The following is a 16,978-nucleotide window of genomic DNA, read 5'->3' as shown; positions in this document are numbered from 1 at the left end:
ATACTGAAAATAAAAGCCCCCGAATTGCTCCGAGGGCTTTTGTATATATAATAATACGGGAATTCTGCCTCTTACTATTACATCATGCCGCCCATTCCGCCGCCATGTGCGTGGCCCATATCTGGAGCTTTTTCTTCTGGAATATCAGAAACTACGGCTTCAGTAGTTAATAATAAACCAGCAATTGAAGCTGCGTTTTCAAGAGCTAAGCGAGTTACTTTAGTTGGGTCGATGATACCCGCTGCAAGCATATCTTCATATTTATCTTCGCGAGCGTTGTAACCGAACGAACCTTCACCAGCTTTTACAGCTTGTACAATTACTGAACCTTCGCCACCTGCGTTAGCAACGATAGTACGTAATGGAGCTTCGATAGCCGATTTAATGATAGCGATACCAGTTGTTTCGTCAGAGTTAGCACCTTTCAATGAATCGATAGTTGCTTGCGCACGAATTAAAGCTACCCCACCACCTGCTACGATACCTTCTTCAACGGCAGCGCGTGTGGCATGAAGGGCATCATCAACGCGGTCTTTTTTCTCTTTCATTTCTACTTCAGTAGCAGCACCGATATAAATGATAGCTACACCACCTGATAATTTAGCCAGACGTTCTTGTAGTTTCTCACGGTCGTAGTCAGAAGTAGTTGATTCGATTTGAGCTTTGATTTGGTTTATGCGAGCAGAAATTTGGTCTTGGTCGCCAGCACCGTTAACAATAGTAGTATTGTCTTTGTCAACGATGATTTTATCACAATGGCCTAAGTAAGAAAGGTCAGCGTTTTCTAGTTTGAATCCGCGTTCTTCTGCAATTACAGTACCACCAGTCAGGATAGCGATGTCTTCCAACATAGCTTTACGACGGTCGCCGAAGCCAGGAGCTTTCACTGCACAGATTTTCAATGCACCACGGATTTTGTTTACTACTAATGTAGCAAGTGCTTCTCCGTCAACATCTTCTGCAATAATTAACAACGGACGGCCAGTTTGTGCTACACCTTCCAATACTGGAAGTAACTCTTTCATTGAAGAGATTTTTTTCTCAGAGATTAAGATGAATGGTTTTTCCAACTCAACTTCCATTTTCTCTGGGTTAGTTACGAAGTAAGCCGATAAGTAACCACGGTCAAACTGCATACCTTCAACAGTTTTAACTTCTGTTTCAGTACCACGAGCTTCTTCTACTGTAATAACACCTTCTTTACCTACTTTCTCCATTGCGTTAGCAATCATCTGGCCAATTTCGTAGTCGTTATTAGCTGAGATAGTAGCTACTTGTTCGATTTCTTTTGAAGTAGAGATAGCTTTTGACTGGTTTTTCAAAGCGTCAACAATAGTAGTAACCGCTTTGTCGATACCGCGTTTCAAATCCATCGGATTTGCACCAGCAGCTACGTTTTTAGCACCAATTGTGTAAATAGCTTGCGCTAATACAGTTGCAGTAGTGGTACCGTCACCCGCTTGGTCAGCAGTTTTAGAAGCAACTTCTTTCACAAGTTGTGCTCCCATGTTTTCAATCGAATCTTTTAGTTCGATTTCTTTAGCTACTGTCACACCGTCTTTTGTGATAGCAGGTGAACCGAATTTTTTATCAATAATTACGTTACGACCTTTTGGTCCTAAGGTTACTTTAACAGCGTTAGCAAGGGTATCAACGCCACGTTTCAGTTTTTCTCTTGCTTCTGTATCAAAAATAATTTGCTTTGCCATGTTGTTTTACTAATTACTAATTAGTGAATAAATGAGTGAATGATTGAATAGATATGGAAATGGTAAAGGTAGAAAGAGATAATTCTACAATCCACACTATATGAGCGAACTCAGGGTTCGACAGAATTAAACAATTGCGTAGATGTCTGATTCACGCATGATGAGGTACTCTTTACCATCAACGGTAATTTCAGTTCCTGCATATTTGCCATAAAGCACGCTGTCACCTACTTTTACTGATAAAGGCTCATCTTTTTTACCTGGACCAACTGCCACTACAATACCTTTTTGTGGTTTTTCTTTAGCAGTGTCGGGAATAATGATACCGAATGCCGTTTTTTCCTCCGCCGGAGCAGCTTCAACTAATACTCTGTCTGCTAGTGGCTTAACGTTTACTGACATAGTTATTTTTGTGTTTTTATGGTTTTAATAATTGTACAAATTAAAATCAGACAAAATGCGCCTGATGTTGGGCTGCTGACTAAGCAACAACATTTTTGCCAACGAGCCGCAAAGGTACAGTTTTCTGACAAATTTTCAGTATTTACTGACAAAATTGTTAGATTGGGTGACAGCCAGAGGAAAATCGCCCAGTTGGGCAATAACAATTATTTGGCAAACATTTTTTGCAGGGCTGCCCACAAACTTTTTTTCATGTCGGTATCGACAGAAATACTACGTAAATCATTGGCCAGTAAAAAATCAACCCCCGAAACATGTCTGATCTGATAGGGCACAAGCATCAGGTCCCATTTTAATCTGCTAAGGCCAATGCCAAAACTGATAAATTTGTCAGTAGTTTTTTGGGCAATAAATGTCTGATAATCTATTTGCTGAGTTTTCTGAATCTCGATAAGGTCTATGTGGTCGAGTGATAACCCCACAGCCGCCAGCACTTTGCTCAGGAATGTTTTTTCATCCTCTGAAATAACATCGGTAATTATCAGTACTCTGTGCTTGAGTTTAAGGGCAATAGGTTCAACAGCCTGAGGTTTTGGTATTTCAACTGCCGGAACCGGAATTGGGGCAGGAGGAGGGGTAACAATATCAGGAATGGCTTTTTTGTGTGGTATTTCTTCTTTTTTCTCGGTTGGGTATTCTTTCTCTGGCCTGACCTGCACAGGCGGATTTTTGTAAATAATTTCTTTATTAAACAGATATTGAGCAAGAATATTATTCATTCAGGTATAGTAATAAGAGTAGTTCTTTAAAAATTATCAGGTTTAATAATATAAGTAAATCAATTATTGAACTTATATTATTAAACCCGATAGGCATAAACTGTTTCCAGTTGTAAGGCTTAAATATTGTTTTATGAGGCTACTGCTTCTTTCAGAATGATGGCCTCACGGTCAGGGCCAGTTGAGATAAAACTGATAGGTATCTCAAGTTCGTTTTCCAGATAAGAGATATACGCCGAAAGTTCAGCCGGAAGCTCATTATAAGTATGGTATTTCTCTAAAGAGCATTTCCAGCCCTTAAAGGTTTTATAAATTGGCTCCACCTGAATATCAGTTAAATCGAAAGGCATCTGCTCGGTAACTGTACCGTCGGGCAGGCGATAGTGCGTGCAGATGTTTATTTCGTCAAGGAAATTAAGCACATCAACTTTCATCATAATCAACTGGGTAACTCCGTTGAGCATAATGCTGTATTTCAGTGCCGGTAAATCGAGCCAGCCTGTGCGGCGTGGGCGGCCTGTTGTTGCGCCAAATTCGCGCCCTTCCTGACGAATCTGCTCACCTAAGTCGTCGTTCAGTTCGGTAGGGAAAGGCCCACTACCAACTCTGGTGCAATAGGCTTTAAAAATACCATAAACTTCGCCAACCTGGCGCGGAGCTACACCCAAACCCGAACAAACGCCGGCAGCGGTGGTGTTCGAGCTAGTAACAAACGGATATGAGCCGAAGTCAATATCTAATAAAGAACCCTGCGCACCTTCGGCCAGAATTTTCTGCCCTTTTTTCAGGGAATCGTTAACAATATATTCGCTATCAAGAATAGTGAATTCTTTCAGGAAGTCGATGGCTGCAAAAAACTCTTTTTCTGATTCAGACAGGTCATAAGGAAACGAATAAAAATCCAGAATCTGCTTATGTTTATCGACCAAACTATTGTATTTTTTATCAAAATCAGCAGAAAGAATATCACCAAGCCTTAACCCCTGGCGGCCTACTTTATCAGAATATGCCGGCCCAATGCCACGTAGGGTAGACCCTATTTTTGAATCGCCTTTGGCTTTTTCATAAGCGGCATCTAATAACCTGTGAGTAGGAATAATAATAGATGTTTTTTTAGAGATAATCAGGTTTTTACGTAAATCGAGGTTGTATTTTGCCAAACCTTCAATTTCTCTTTTAAAAACAATTGGGTCTAACACAACCCCATTACCTATGATATTCAGGCAGTCAGAACGGAAAATACCTGACGGAATCTGGTGAAGAACGTGTTTAATGCCGTCGAATTCGAGTGTATGGCCTGCATTGGGGCCTCCCTGAAAACGAGCAACAACCTGATAATCTGGAGCAAGTACATCAACAATTTTTCCTTTGCCTTCGTCGCCCCATTGTAAACCTAAAAGTATATCAACCATTATATATTAAATTTGAGAAAACTACTGATGGCATTATTATGCCTTTGGAATTCATGAATTTTAAATGTGCTTAAATCTTATTTTCGCATTTTTCGCGCTGGCAATTGCCATAGAAAATCAATGAGTGGTGCATTACTTTAAACTGGAGCATATCGCCTACCATGCTTTGAATGTTTTGCACACGGGGGTCACAGAATTCCATTACTTTATGGCAATCAACACAAATCAGGTGGTCGTGCTGCCTGTACCCGTATGCCTTTTCGTATTGGGCCAGATTTTTACCAAACTGATGTTTTGTTACTAAATCACACTCTACCAGCAAATCAAGCGTATTATAAACAGTAGCGCGGCTAACCTGATATTTTTTGTTTTTCATTGAAATATACAGGTCTTCAACCTCGAAGTGGTCATCGCGAGAGTATATTTCTTCCAGTATTGCATACCTTTCGGGGGTTTTACGCAACTGTTTGGATTCCAGATAAGCAGTAAAAATACGCTTGGCAGAGTCAAAATTTGATGGATTTGGAACCATGTTGTTCGCTATGTTTGACTGTTATTTCGGTGTGAAGTTACAAAGAAAATAGATAAAAATTACTATTTGACCGAAATCAGCCGATTTATTATGTGTTCTTAGAAAATAAATATAAAAGCATTGGTTTGAGTCAATGCTTATGTGCTGACAATGTGCAATAATATTTTACCAAGTATTTGCGGGTCTTTTTTGCAGAAATTTCTAAAATTGTCATGTACCTTTTGCTGGAGATTTTATGAATGTTTCAATTCAGGTGCAAATATATAGAATTTAGCGTCTTTCAGTTATACAGCTTAATAAGATACCCGTAAATAATTTTAAAAATGAAGACTTAGGCCGAGATTGCCGTTATCGGTTAAGCCGAAATCTATTTTTTGTACATAACCAAGTTTGCCCTTCAGTTTATTGATTCGGGCATTATAAATATCGACTGAATGTTGCACAAACTCGTTTGAGGCTTCAATAATACATAAACCACCTATTGTTAAGCCTAAGCCTATTAGTACTTTAGGCAAGCTACGCACTTTATAGCTAACTTCTTTTCCTTTAATAATGGCAGTGGCATTTGTTCCTTTTAAGCCGACGGCCGTCAGCCCAACGCCTGCAACTGTCATGACCGGCCCTACGGGATTCATAAAATATCCCCATGTATATTTGACTTTTGGTTGCCAAGTATCTTTATATAAATCTAATATTTTACTGTTCGAAAGCTTAAAGCCATTTCTATAGATTTTTGTAGTAATAACCACGCGTTTGGTCGTGAGGGTATCGAGCGATTGGGCATAGGTGTTCAGGCTGGAGACTACAATAATCAGTAGAATTAAAAGTGATTTCATTGAGTTATGTAAGATAAGAGGGTCGTTAGATTAGTTTTCGGCCTCAACACGCGTTACCTGATACACTCCTTCTATTTCATTCAACTGATTCATCAGGGTCTCAAGGTGGCGGGTGTCTTGTACATATAGCTTTATATCACCCGTAAATATACCATCATTTGTATCAACTGCCAAAGAACGCATATTAATATGTAACTCGCTCGATATAACCTTAGATATATCCTGAATCATTCCCATGCGGTCAATGCCGTCCAGATGAATAGTAGCTACGAATGCCTTTGCTACCTGTGACGACCACCTTGCTTTAATTACCCTATTGCCATACTGTGACAAAAGTTGCTGTGCATTTGGGCAAGAATTACGGTGTATTTTTATGCCTTCATTTACTGTCAGAAATCCAAATACATCATCTCCCGGAATTGGATTACAACAACGGGCAAGAGTAAAATCAATTTCCTGCAAGTCGTCGCCAATAAAAAGAGTATCGTCTCCTTTTACCTTCTTTATCTCTTTCTCAAAACTTTTGGCATCCAGAAAAGCCTTATTATCTATTTCAATTTTGGCTTGTTTGTTAAGTCTGGCATCTCTTTCAGCTTTGAACTTCTTGATTTCCTCTGGAAGAATATATGCCTTACCAAAAGCATAGTAGAGGTCGTTATAATCTTTTTTATTGAAATAAGCCCGCAACTGATTAAGCGTTTCAAGATTATTCTCGATACCTAATGTTTTGAGTTTCTTGGTGATAATCTCTTTCCCGTCGCTGTAATAAACCCTGTTTTCTTCTTTTAATAAATCCTTGATACGGGCTTTAGCCTTAGTTGTGGTTACAAAGCGCAACCAGTCTTCTGAGGGTTTCTGGCTTTTGGTAGTCAGAATTTCGAGTTGGTCGCCGTTCTGTAATACATAGCTGATAGGCACTAATTGGTTATTAACCTTACCGGCAGTACATTTGCGCCCTATTTCGGTATGAATCTCAAAAGCAAAGTCAAGCACGGTAGCTCCTTTTCTTAAAACTTTTAAGTCGCCTTTCGGAGTAAACACGAAAACCTCTTCATTATAGAAATTCCCTCTGAAATCTTCCAGAAATTCAATAGCCGATTTATCGCCCGATTGTAAAGTTTCGCGTACCTGATTAATCCAGCGGTCGAGCGGCGCATTCATGGAGGTGTCGTTGCCTTTATATTTAAAGTGGGCGGCATAACCTCTTTCAGAGATTTCGTCCATACGTTCGGTACGAATCTGCACTTCTACCCATTGGCCTGTCTGGCTCATTACGGTTGTGTGTAACGATTCATATCCATTGGCTTTCGGAATCGAAATCCAGTCTTTCAATCGGTCAGGGTTGGGTTTATATTCGTCAGTGACAATTGAATAAACCTGCCAGCAAGCCGATTTCTCTTTTTCAGGCGGGGTGTTCGTCAGAATAATTCTGATGGCAAATAAATCGAATATCTCTTCAAAAGGGGTATTCTGTTTCTTGATTTTATTCCAGATAGAATAAATATGTTTTGGGCGCCCCTTAATAACAAATTCAAGACCTGTATCGGCCAGTTTTTTCTTGAGTGGTTTTATGAAATTATCAATAAACCTGTCACGCGTGGCCTTAGTACTTTTAAGTTTTTGGGCAATATCCTTAAAAATTTCAGGTTCGGTGTATTTCAGGTAGAGGTCTTCCAGTTCGGATTTAATTTTATATAAACCCAGCCTATGAGCCAGAGGCGCATAAATAAAGATAGTTTCGTGGGCAATTTTTAGTTGCGAGTTACGCGCCATACTTCCCAGCGTACGCATATTATGCAGGCGGTCGGCGAGTTTGATTAAAATTACGCGGACATCTTCCGAAAGCGTAATGAGCATCTTTCTGAAGTTTTCGGCTTGCGCTGAAGTTCCCTGTTCAAAATTGCCAGATATTTTTGTAAGGCCGTCGATAATACGTGCTACTTTACTGCCAAACTCTGTTTCAATTTCTTTCAGGGTCATGTCTGTATCCTCTACAACATCGTGCAGTAGGGCGCAAATAATTGAAGTAGCTCCCAAGCCGATTTCATCGACACATATCTGGGCTACTTCAAGCGGGTGGTATATATAAGGCTCGCCCGATTTCCGCCGCATATCTTTATGGGCATCGCTCGCAATAGTAAACGCTTTCTTTATTTGTTTGGCATCGTCTCCTTTCAGGGTTGGCTTAGCCGCCCGAAGCAATCTCCGATACCGCGATAATATCTCAGCTCTTTCTTTCTCAAGATCTATCATTAGTTCTGACTGACGACTAGTTTCTACTTTTTCAGCAATTTCTCCTAACATTCTATATCGTTTTATTGTATTCCTATACTAAGATAATTAATCGTTACCTGAAGCGCAAGTAATTTCATAAAGCAACTCATAAATTTTCATTTTTCGATGGCTAAAAAAAAAAGATAAAATTTTTTTAATTTTTTTTTGACAAACTATTGACAAGTATCAAATATGTGTTTACCTTTGCAGCCCGATTCAGTTAGTAATTATCAACTGAAATGAGAAATGCGGGCGTGGCGAAATTGGTAGACGTGCCAGACTTAGGATCTGGTGCCGCAAGGCGTGGGGGTTCGAGTCCCTCCGCCCGTACAAAAACCCTCTGAACCTGGTCAGGGGGTTTTTTTAATAATAAGCTTTTTAGTTCAGTTAATACTATATTTTAGCGTTCAGGCTATGGCAGTACCGAATGCTCTTTTCAATTAATAAACCTCTTATTCCTGAATAATGGAAACTATATTCGACAAAACTTCTGCAACTACCGGCAGACTTAAAGTAAGTGTCACGCAAAACGACTATAAGCCGGAAGTAGATAAAAAAATTAAACAATATACTAAAACCGCTCAGGTAAAGGGTTTCCGCCCCGGAATGGTTCCAAGAGAATATATTCAAAGATTATATGGCAAAAGCATCCTTGTTGATGAAGTAATAAATCTGGTTTCAAAAAACGTTAATCAATATATTGCCGATAATAAACTTCGTGTTGTAGGTGACCCTATGCCAGACAACGAACTAGCTTCGAAAGTTGATTGGGATAACGGCAAAGAATTTGCATTTGAATATGAGTTAGGAATGGCGTCTGATTTCGGTGTTGATTTAACGAGCCTTCCTGCCGTAACGGATTACGAAATTGAACCTTCTGACGATAAAGTAACAGAAGCCATTGAAGATATTCGTCGTCGTTTTGGTAAAAGCATCGAAGTAGAAGAAGTAGAAAAAGAAGACCTTGTTTTCGGAACATTGAAACAAGAGTCGACTGAGACAGAAGTAAAAGATGCTACTATTTCAACAGGCCGTGTTCGTGAAGATGCGTTCCATATCTTTAAAGGTCTTGAAAAAGGAAGCAGCGTAAAATTTGATATTCAATCAATTTTTGAAAATCCTAAAGATTTAGGTTTTGCTACTGGTAAAAGTGAAGAAGAAGCCGCAGCGTTGGCAGGTGAGTTTGAATTTACCGTTGAGAAAATTACTAAAGTAGCTCCGGCTGATATTGACCAAGAATTATTTGATAAAGCTCTTGGGCCAGATAAAGCTACCAATGAAGAGGAGTTCAGAGCCGAAATCAAGAAGATTGTGAAAGAAAACTATGACCGCGAAAGCAACTATATGCTTGATTTTGCTATGGAAAAAGCACTTCTTGATAACATTCATATCGAATTGCCTGATACTTTCCTGAAAAAATGGTTACTTAACATTAATGAGGGTAAGTTTACAGAAGAAGACATAAACAAGGATTACGATGCCTTTGCCCGTGGTTTACGTATGGATTTAATCCGTAATGAAATTGCTTCAAACAATGGTATTAAACTTGAGTATGAAGATATACTTGAGGAAGTAAAAGCAGAAATGCGTAATTATTTCGGTGCTTATTCTTATGAAGGACTCGACGAGGTAATTGATAATATGGCCCGTAAAACGTTACAGGAAAATAAGGATAACGCCGTACGCCGTTATACCGACCGCGCTTTTGGTAAAAAAGTACGTGAATTCCTGAAAACAGCTCTTACAATTGAGAAAAAATCGGTTCAGGTAGACGAATTTAATAAAATTGCAGAAGAGGTTTACGCCTAAGTTTTGCAATAATACTATCATAAAAAAACCACTTAGAGCCTCTAAGTGGTTTTTTTATTAGGTGTATCAATACTTATGAGATTAAGACGTTGCCAGTCATTTCGGCAGGTATTGTAATGCCCATTAGTGTCAGAATAGTTGGGGCAATATCGCCCAGTTTGCCATCCTGAACCTTGAAATGGTCTGTTTTATCAACAATAATACAAGGCACTAAGTTAAGCGAGTGCTGCGTATTAGGTGATTTATCGTCGTTTATCATATAATCGGCGTTACCGTGGTCGGCTATTACGATTGAAGTATAGCCATTTGCCAAGGCGGTGTCAACTACTTGTTGCAAACATTTATCGACTGCTTCAACGGCTTTTACTACTGCCTCGAATACACCTGTATGCCCAACCATGTCGGGGTTCGCAAAGTTTAAGCAAATAAAATCAGCTTCCTGCTTTTGTAATTCCGGTAGAATGGTGTTGTCAATATCAAAAGCAGCCATTTGCGGTTTCAGGTCATAGGTAGGCACATCTTTTGGTGATGGGCATAACAAACGGTTTTCGCCTGCGAATGGTTCTTCGCGGCCTCCTGAAAAGAAAAACGTCACGTGCGGATACTTTTCGGTTTCAGCAATACGAATTTGTTTTTTGCCTGCTCTTTCCAGCACTTCGCCCAATGTATTAGTAAGGTTATCTTTTTCATAGATAACGTGTACATCACGGAAAGATTCGTCGTAGTTAGTCATCGTAAGATAATATAACTTCAAGGCTTTCATTTCGTACTCAGGGAAATCCTGTTGGGTTAGTACTTCGGTAATTTCTCTGCCACGGTCAGTACGGAAATTAAAACACATCACTACATCTCCTTCTTCAATGCAGCCAACCGGAGAGCCGTTTTCGGTAATAATGATTGGTTTCAGAAACTCGTCAGTAACGTTTTCGTCATAAGAGTGCTGAATAGTATCTGGTAACTGGTCTATCGTAATAGTGCTGTCGCCTACGCCTTTTACCATAGCATCGTAAGCAAGTTTTACACGCTCCCAGCGTTTGTCTCGGTCCATGGCATAATAACGGCCTACTACGGTAGCAATTTTACCTGTCGAAGCCACAAGATGTGCCTGAAGGTCGGTCAGAAAACCTTTACCACTTTTAGGGTCACAGTCACGCCCGTCAGTAAACGCGTGTACGAATACATCTGATAGCCCATAACCTGCTGCTGCACTGCAAAGTCCTTTCAGGTGTTCTATATGAGAGTGTACACCCCCGTCAGAAGCTAAGCCAATGAAATGCACTTTACGTTTGTTGGTTTTAGCATATTCGAATGCTTTTACCAGTGCTGGCTCCTGTGCCAGTTTGCCTTCTTCAACGGCAATGCTTATTTTTTCTAATTCCTGATACACAACACGACCTGCACCCAAGTTCATGTGTCCTACTTCTGAGTTTCCCATTTGGCCGTTAGGTAAGCCTACGGCACGGCCGCAAGCCTCTAAAGTGCTGTGTGGGTACTCATTCATTAATTTTCTGAAATAGGGTACATTTGCGGCATCAATTGCTGAACGCCATTCTTCACCTTGTTTGGGAATTCCCCAGCCATCTAGGATTATTAAAATTACTTTCTTATTCATAGTAAATTACCCCTGCACCTATTTATTAAGGTAGTTTTATTAGAAACTTTTCATGTTTTGGGGTATGATTAACACATGAAAGTTTCATGGAATGCTTTATTAGTATGACTCTACAAATTTACTTATTTTTCTTCAAGTCTGCTAAAATCTTCTTGGCTCTGCTTTTAATCGCTGCCGAGCCATCCTGATTTTTCATGACAATATCTTCAATAGCCAGCCTTAGTTCGGTCTTTAGATCTGGTATGTTTCTGGTAATATGGTGGCAAACAGTCATAGAAAAAACCTGCACGGCAATGGCTTCATTGCTATGCAGGTATCCGAAACAGATGTTGTAAATATCACCTTCGTATTCTTCTGGAATATCAATAAACTGCCAAATCCGAACGATGTTTCTCTTAACAGAATCAGGTGCAAATGGCTCTTGTAGTTTCTGAATAAAATTCCTGAAATAGGGTATTACCAGATTCGGATTTTTAATGGCACACTCGCTCAAAACCCATCCGGCCCGTTGCGTAGTAACATATAAGCCCTTTAAAAAAATATTCATTAAAGTAGCAAATTGCTGTTGGTCAGCTTCAATGTAGGCTGCTATCTGAGAAACCCGCTCCTTCGAAATTTCTTTATTTATTTCGTTTAAAATATCCATGATGCTGCAAAAAAGCTATTATTGCACTTTATGTGCCGTTGTCTGTATTATCTAGACCTTAAAATAGCTGCTTTACTTCATAAAACCTACTGGGCTTGATGTTGCCAGCCATGTTTTTCAATAAGGCTGTTCAGAAGTGCCTCGTTGCTTCGCTGTACAATATGAAATACCTCTTCAAAATCCAGTTCAGAACCATAATAGGGGTCTGGTACTTCTTTTATCCCTCTTACGTTGGGGTCGTAATCGCGTAGTAAAAAAAGTTTTTCGGCAGCCGGATTGCTATGTTTGGTTTTGTAATACAATTCGTACACGTCTTTAAAATTGCTTTCGTCCATTACCACAATGTGGTCAAATGTATCGAGGTCGGCGGCAGTAATTTCGCGGCCTTTATGGGCCAGAGCAATGCCGTGGTCAAGAGCAATTTTAATGGCGCGGCGGTCGGGTAATTGTCCTTCGTGCCATCCGGCAGTTCCGGCAGAATCACACGATATTTTATCTTCCAAGCCGTTCTTTTGTATCAAATCCTTAAATACGCCTTCTGCAATAGGTGAACGGCAAATATTGCCTAAGCAAACAAATAACACTTTAACCATAGTTCTATCTTATATAATTGTGTAAATTTAAAAGATACTTTTACGCGATTTTGCGTAAAACACTATTTTAATTGATATTTAATATACTTTTTCTCCGGCAACAAAGGTGTGCGAGACTTTCACATTACGGAGTTTTTCTTTCGCTTCTTTCATAATATCAGCTTCAAGTATTACAAAATCAGCCATTTTTCCGGTTTCAATGCTGCCTCTTTCTTTTTCTTCAAAATTAGCGTAGGCGCTCCAGATAGTCATGGCTTTCAGGGCTTGTTCACGGCTCAAGGCATTCTCCATCTGAAATCCACCTTCAGGGAAATTGCGTGCGTCTTGCCTTGCTACGGCCGAATGAAACCCAAACAATGGGTTTACGTACTCAACCGGAAAGTCGCTTCCGTTAGCAATTATACCATTCTGTTTTAATAAATCCTGAAATGCGTAGGCTGTTTTTACACGTTCTTTACCGAGGCGGTCGCCTGCCCAATACATATCTGAAGTAGCATGGGTAGCCTGAATAGAGGGAATAACTGAGTATTTGCCGAATTTCGGCACATCTTCATGTGCTACCACCTGACAATGCTCTATGCGCCAGCGTCGGTTGTTTTTGCCCTTGAGTAACTTGCCATAAAGATTAAGAATCAGGCGATTGGCAGAGTCGCCAATACAATGAGTATTTGCCTGAAAATCAGACTGATAAATGGCTGTCAGGCTTCTTTCCAATTCGGCAGGGCTTAATAATAAAAAACCTGTTTTGGTAGGTTCGTCGCTATATGGTTGTAGTAAACAGGCACCTCTTGAGCCTAATGCGCCATCGGCATAGAGTTTAAATGAGCGAACATTAAGCCGGTCTGTTTTATAAATTCCTTTCTTGATAAAATATTCCAGATTTCTGATACCTAGCGACACCATTACATAATCACGGATTTTGAGTGTTCCGGCTTTCTGCATTTTATCTATCAGTTCAATGTCATCCTGATTCAAGCCGGCGTCAGAAACGGTTGTAAGGCCATATTTAAAGGCTTCTTTCTGGGCTGCCAGCAGCATATTCTGTTTTTCTTTAAGAGAGGGTACCGGAATTACTCTTTTTATCAGGCCCATGGCGTTATCGACCAGAATCCCTGTCAGTTGCCCGTCTATTACTTCTACCTCGCCACCGTTTACTTTGCTGGCGGGCGATATTTTAGCTAACTGAATAGCTTTTGAATTGATTAAAGCAGCGTGTCCGTCGATACGTGTCAGGAAAACAGGCTTATTCGGAAAAGCCTTGTCAAGCAGTTCTTTGGTTGGAAACACTTTTACATCCCAGTCGTTCTGGTCCCAGCCTCGACCAATAATCCACGGATTTTCAGGATGCTCTGCGGCAAATTTTGTTAATCTTTCAATAATTTCTTCATAAGATTTTGTCTCGACCAAATCGCATTGGCTCAGCATTTGCCCAAGCCCCAGAAAATGGCTATGAGGGTCATAAAAGCCAGGGTATACCGGCTTTTTGCCTGCATCAATTTTTTGTTTGGCATTATACTTTGCCAATATATCTTTTGAAGTACCTATGCCAATAAACTTTCCGTTTTTTACGGCAAATGCTTCTGCAGTGCTAAACTGGTTATTTACGGTATATATAAGCGCATTATGCACAATTAGGTCGGCTTGTTGCTTTTGTGCCAGCAAGGGTAAGGAAGCGGCAGAAAAACAAATAAATGCGCTAATCGAAAAAGTTCTGAAAGAAAAATTCATACAACAGGTTTTAGTTTGTTGTGCAAATTATACAAATGCCTTTCTATTTATCAAACAATAAGACTATTTTGTTAAGTTAGCTAAACTAAAAATGCCATCTTCGTTTGGTATTACTTTCAACTTTAGTATTTGTAAATACTGGTTGAGCAGGTTTAGCAAAGAGCTATTGCCATAGATACACAAATCAAAGTACCAGTCGAGCTTTTCTCCGGCTACTTCCTCACAAATTGACTGATAATCCTGAATGGAATAGCCTTTGAATGGCTTTCCGAAACGCTCCCACATGAGTTTCATGACATTATCAAGCGAACGCTCATTGCGCGAAACCTGCTGAATATGGAGGTCAAGTATTTGTGCCGCTATGGCTCCTTTGTGATAAACCGATACTTTTCTGTCAGGTATGCTAGCGGTGTAGCCATCGAGCCACAAATCCCACGAAGACTCAACCAACGACTGAGAGGCGTGGTCGGCATGGTCGAAATGGCGTTTAAAGCGCGCTTCAAGTTCTGTGAAATACTGGTTTTTATTAAATACTTTCGAGCGGCTCAGCATCAGGTCACCGTAATAAGTGGTTACGCCTTCGGCTACAAAGCAGGTCGGAAAATAATTTTCACGCGTGTAGTCATAAGGTAGTAGTTCAACAGGTCGGATTTTACAGATATTCCAAGTATGAAAAAGTTCGTGCGAAGCCAGACCAAGCAAATCAATGTATAATTCTTCAAAATTCTGGCTGTCAGGCCCTAATACCTGCATGGTTGAGCTTCGATGTTCTACGCCATGATAATAAGGTATAGGTAGTATCCATGTAATAAAATGATATTCTTTTTCTGGAAAATCTCCAAAAACTTCAATCTGTGCTTGCGTAAATTTTTTAAAGTCGGCTTTAATACGTTTAAAATCAGGCACCAGATTCCCTTCAAACCACAAATGGAACTTTACTTTCCCGATTTTATAATAATCATGTTTAAGCGAAGCACTTACTATAAAAGGAGTATCGGCCAAATGGTAAAAATCATCAAAATGCAATTGATGTAACGATTTGTCTTTTCTGGAAACACTAGCTGTTGCTCCGGCAACCTGCTCATTAGGGTTTAAGTATAAATCAATACTGCATTTTTCGTTGAGCCTACCTTCGGCATAAATACACAGGTTAACGGGGTTTACGTATAAAATATGGTCATCAACATAGCTGCTGCCTGCATTAATAACCTGAGCATAATAATTATAGCGGGCTGTCAGGCTTGTGGCTCCGTTAAGTTGCACCAGCCACCGGTCTTTGGTTATTTTGGTAGCGGGTAGTTTTTGCCCGTGTTGATTAAATACCTCGAAATACTGAATATTCTTGGCGAAATGTTGTAATTCGTATCGTCCGGGGCGCCATGAGGGTAATTGTAGCTCAACGTTGTCGGCTAGCAAGTTTGTAACGGTACATTCTATGTCAATAAAATGTGAACTTCGGTTTTTAGAATAAATTTTGTAGTGCATGAAACAATTTTTTGCTGCTCTTTTTGCTATGTAAAAATTAATTTGTACTTTTGCAGTCCCTTACAAGAGGCACGGGCTATTTGTATTAAAAGAACAAAAATAAATAAATATAATGAAACGTACATTCCAACCATCAAACAGAAAGCGTCGTAACAAACACGGATTCCGTGAGCGTATGGAAACTGCTAATGGCAGACGCGTATTGGCTGCACGTCGTGCACGTGGCAGATGGAAATTAACTGTTTCTGACGAGAAAAAACACAAATAATCTCGTTTTAACAGTTTGATAGTTCAAAATTTACGGTTTGTAAATGCGACATAATCAAGATATTATAGCCACCTCAAGGTGGCTTTTTTATTAGCTTTAGTACCTGAAACACCCATAGGCTATGAAAAAAACTTTCGGAAAAAACGAAAGACTTTGTAGTTTGAAGGCCATAAATAGCCTTTTTGACAGAAAAAATTCTGCCAACGGAGGTGCTTTTGCTTATCCAGTAAGGGCAGTTTTTAAAAATTCAGACGGGCCAGTGGCACAGGTGCTTTTTTCGGTTCCTAAAAAACAATTTAAACATGCGGTAGATAGAAACCTGATTCGCAGGCGCATGAAAGAAGCCTATCGGTTAAACAAAAACTTACTCACACAATCGTACGAGGTTGCTTTTATTTATGTAGGCAAAATAATAGAAGATTATGCCGTTATTGAAAAAGGCATGAAAAACTGCCTTAAAAAGTTTTCTGGCGTTTAATGCCATCAATGCTCCATTTGCCCGGCCCCGCAAAAAAATAAATCATTCCGAGTAAGGCAAACAAAAATGGGTGTTGGTCTTCATACCAGAATTTTCCGCTACCTATTTTAAAACAAATAAAAAACATAGTGACACCAATCAGGACACCTGCTATGCGTGTTTGCCAACCAAATGCCAGTAAGAGGCCTCCGACGAGTTCGCTACCTTTGCCAAGATAAGCCAGTAGCAAAGGGAAGGGCATATCTTTGATGGAATCCCATGAGGCATATTCCTGCATTTTGGCACTTTCAAATATTTCTAACCCATGATAACCCATTAATAAACCTGTAATGATACGTATCAGGGCAAAACCTGTATTGTTGATTTGCTGCATTTTTTTAGCTTTTGTGGTGAGTACTGCTTACTTGCAAAATTA

Annotated in this window: 16 protein-coding genes and 1 tRNA gene; 4 read left to right on the top strand and 13 right to left on the bottom strand. The window is 39.8% G+C overall.

Annotation, left to right across the window (positions count from 1 at the left end):
• Nucleotides 1–77: 77 nt before the first annotated feature.
• From groL to WAA15_RS21405, 7 genes are all read right to left on the bottom strand, one after another.
• Nucleotides 78–1,709 (bottom strand): chaperonin GroEL, encoded by a 1,632-nt coding sequence (groL, locus tag WAA15_RS21435; RefSeq protein WP_337044891.1) that lies wholly within the window; start codon nucleotides 1,707–1,709, stop codon nucleotides 78–80.
• 126 nt (nucleotides 1,710–1,835) lie between these two features.
• A complete protein-coding gene (locus WAA15_RS21430; protein WP_337044890.1) occupies nucleotides 1,836–2,111 on the bottom strand; it encodes a co-chaperone GroES in 276 nt (91 codons plus the stop codon).
• 206 nt (nucleotides 2,112–2,317) lie between these two features.
• Nucleotides 2,318–2,890 carry a hypothetical protein gene (locus tag WAA15_RS21425; RefSeq protein ID WP_337044889.1) on the bottom strand — a complete coding sequence of 191 codons (573 nt, stop codon included), beginning with the start codon at nucleotides 2,888–2,890 and terminating at the stop codon, nucleotides 2,318–2,320.
• A 131-nt stretch (nucleotides 2,891–3,021) separates the two neighbouring features.
• Nucleotides 3,022–4,302 carry an adenylosuccinate synthase gene (locus WAA15_RS21420; RefSeq protein WP_337044888.1) on the bottom strand — a complete coding sequence of 427 codons (1,281 nt, stop codon included), beginning with the start codon at nucleotides 4,300–4,302 and terminating at the stop codon, nucleotides 3,022–3,024.
• 70 nt (nucleotides 4,303–4,372) lie between these two features.
• Nucleotides 4,373–4,834 (bottom strand): Fur family transcriptional regulator, encoded by a 462-nt coding sequence (locus WAA15_RS21415; protein ID WP_337044887.1) that lies wholly within the window; start codon nucleotides 4,832–4,834, stop codon nucleotides 4,373–4,375.
• A 317-nt stretch (nucleotides 4,835–5,151) separates the two neighbouring features.
• On the bottom strand, nucleotides 5,152–5,670 hold the full coding sequence (locus tag WAA15_RS21410) for a hypothetical protein (RefSeq protein ID WP_337044886.1): 519 nt from the start codon (nucleotides 5,668–5,670) through the stop codon (nucleotides 5,152–5,154).
• Nucleotides 5,671–5,700: 30 nt separating this feature from the next.
• The gene (locus WAA15_RS21405) at nucleotides 5,701–7,974 is read right to left on the bottom strand and encodes a RelA/SpoT family protein (RefSeq protein ID WP_337044885.1); all 2,274 of its coding nucleotides are present in this window, start codon (nucleotides 7,972–7,974) and stop codon (nucleotides 5,701–5,703) included.
• Between the two features lie 218 nt (nucleotides 7,975–8,192).
• Here WAA15_RS21405 and WAA15_RS21400 point away from each other — a divergent pair.
• A tRNA-Leu gene (locus tag WAA15_RS21400) sits at nucleotides 8,193–8,274 on the top strand.
• Nucleotides 8,275–8,409: 135 nt separating this feature from the next.
• Nucleotides 8,410–9,753 carry a trigger factor gene (tig, locus tag WAA15_RS21395; RefSeq protein WP_337044884.1) on the top strand — a complete coding sequence of 448 codons (1,344 nt, stop codon included), beginning with the start codon at nucleotides 8,410–8,412 and terminating at the stop codon, nucleotides 9,751–9,753.
• Between the two features lie 73 nt (nucleotides 9,754–9,826).
• On the opposite strand, the gene gpmI is transcribed toward tig, so the two are convergent.
• The 5 genes from gpmI to WAA15_RS21370 all read right to left on the bottom strand — a co-directional run bounded on the left by gpmI (nucleotide 9,827) and on the right by WAA15_RS21370 (nucleotide 15,817).
• Nucleotides 9,827–11,365 (bottom strand): 2,3-bisphosphoglycerate-independent phosphoglycerate mutase, encoded by a 1,539-nt coding sequence (gene gpmI, locus WAA15_RS21390; RefSeq protein WP_337044883.1) that lies wholly within the window; start codon nucleotides 11,363–11,365, stop codon nucleotides 9,827–9,829.
• A gap of 118 nt (nucleotides 11,366–11,483) precedes the next feature.
• Nucleotides 11,484–12,011, bottom strand: a complete 528-nt coding sequence (locus WAA15_RS21385) for a hypothetical protein (RefSeq protein WP_337044882.1) — start codon at nucleotides 12,009–12,011, stop codon at nucleotides 11,484–11,486.
• A gap of 86 nt (nucleotides 12,012–12,097) precedes the next feature.
• Complete coding sequence (locus WAA15_RS21380) at nucleotides 12,098–12,604, bottom strand: low molecular weight protein-tyrosine-phosphatase (protein WP_337044881.1); 507 nt, start codon at nucleotides 12,602–12,604, stop codon at nucleotides 12,098–12,100.
• Nucleotides 12,605–12,682: 78 nt separating this feature from the next.
• A complete protein-coding gene (locus tag WAA15_RS21375; protein ID WP_337044880.1) occupies nucleotides 12,683–14,332 on the bottom strand; it encodes an amidohydrolase in 1,650 nt (549 codons plus the stop codon).
• Nucleotides 14,333–14,395: 63 nt separating this feature from the next.
• Nucleotides 14,396–15,817, bottom strand: a complete 1,422-nt coding sequence (locus WAA15_RS21370; protein ID WP_337044879.1) for a M61 family metallopeptidase — start codon at nucleotides 15,815–15,817, stop codon at nucleotides 14,396–14,398.
• A 112-nt stretch (nucleotides 15,818–15,929) separates the two neighbouring features.
• Between WAA15_RS21370 and rpmH the strand changes: the two genes are divergently transcribed.
• Together rpmH and WAA15_RS21360 are read left to right on the top strand one after the other, a co-directional pair.
• A complete protein-coding gene (rpmH, locus tag WAA15_RS21365) occupies nucleotides 15,930–16,085 on the top strand; it encodes a 50S ribosomal protein L34 (protein ID WP_116985206.1) in 156 nt (51 codons plus the stop codon).
• 121 nt (nucleotides 16,086–16,206) lie between these two features.
• A complete protein-coding gene (locus WAA15_RS21360) occupies nucleotides 16,207–16,563 on the top strand; it encodes a ribonuclease P protein component (RefSeq protein ID WP_337044878.1) in 357 nt (118 codons plus the stop codon).
• Here the strand turns inward: WAA15_RS21360 and WAA15_RS21355 are convergent.
• Complete coding sequence (locus WAA15_RS21355; protein ID WP_337044877.1) at nucleotides 16,541–16,936, bottom strand: DoxX family protein; 396 nt, start codon at nucleotides 16,934–16,936, stop codon at nucleotides 16,541–16,543. The two genes, WAA15_RS21360 and WAA15_RS21355, sit on opposite strands and share 23 nt — an antisense overlap.
• Nucleotides 16,937–16,978 lie beyond the last annotated feature (42 nt).

The organism is Emticicia sp. 17c (assembly GCF_037153985.1).
In the GTDB taxonomy this organism is placed as follows: Bacteria; Bacteroidota; Bacteroidia; order Cytophagales; family Spirosomataceae; genus Emticicia.
The sequence above is the reverse complement of the archived record's forward strand: the minus strand, read 5'-3'. Positions and strand labels throughout refer to the sequence as shown.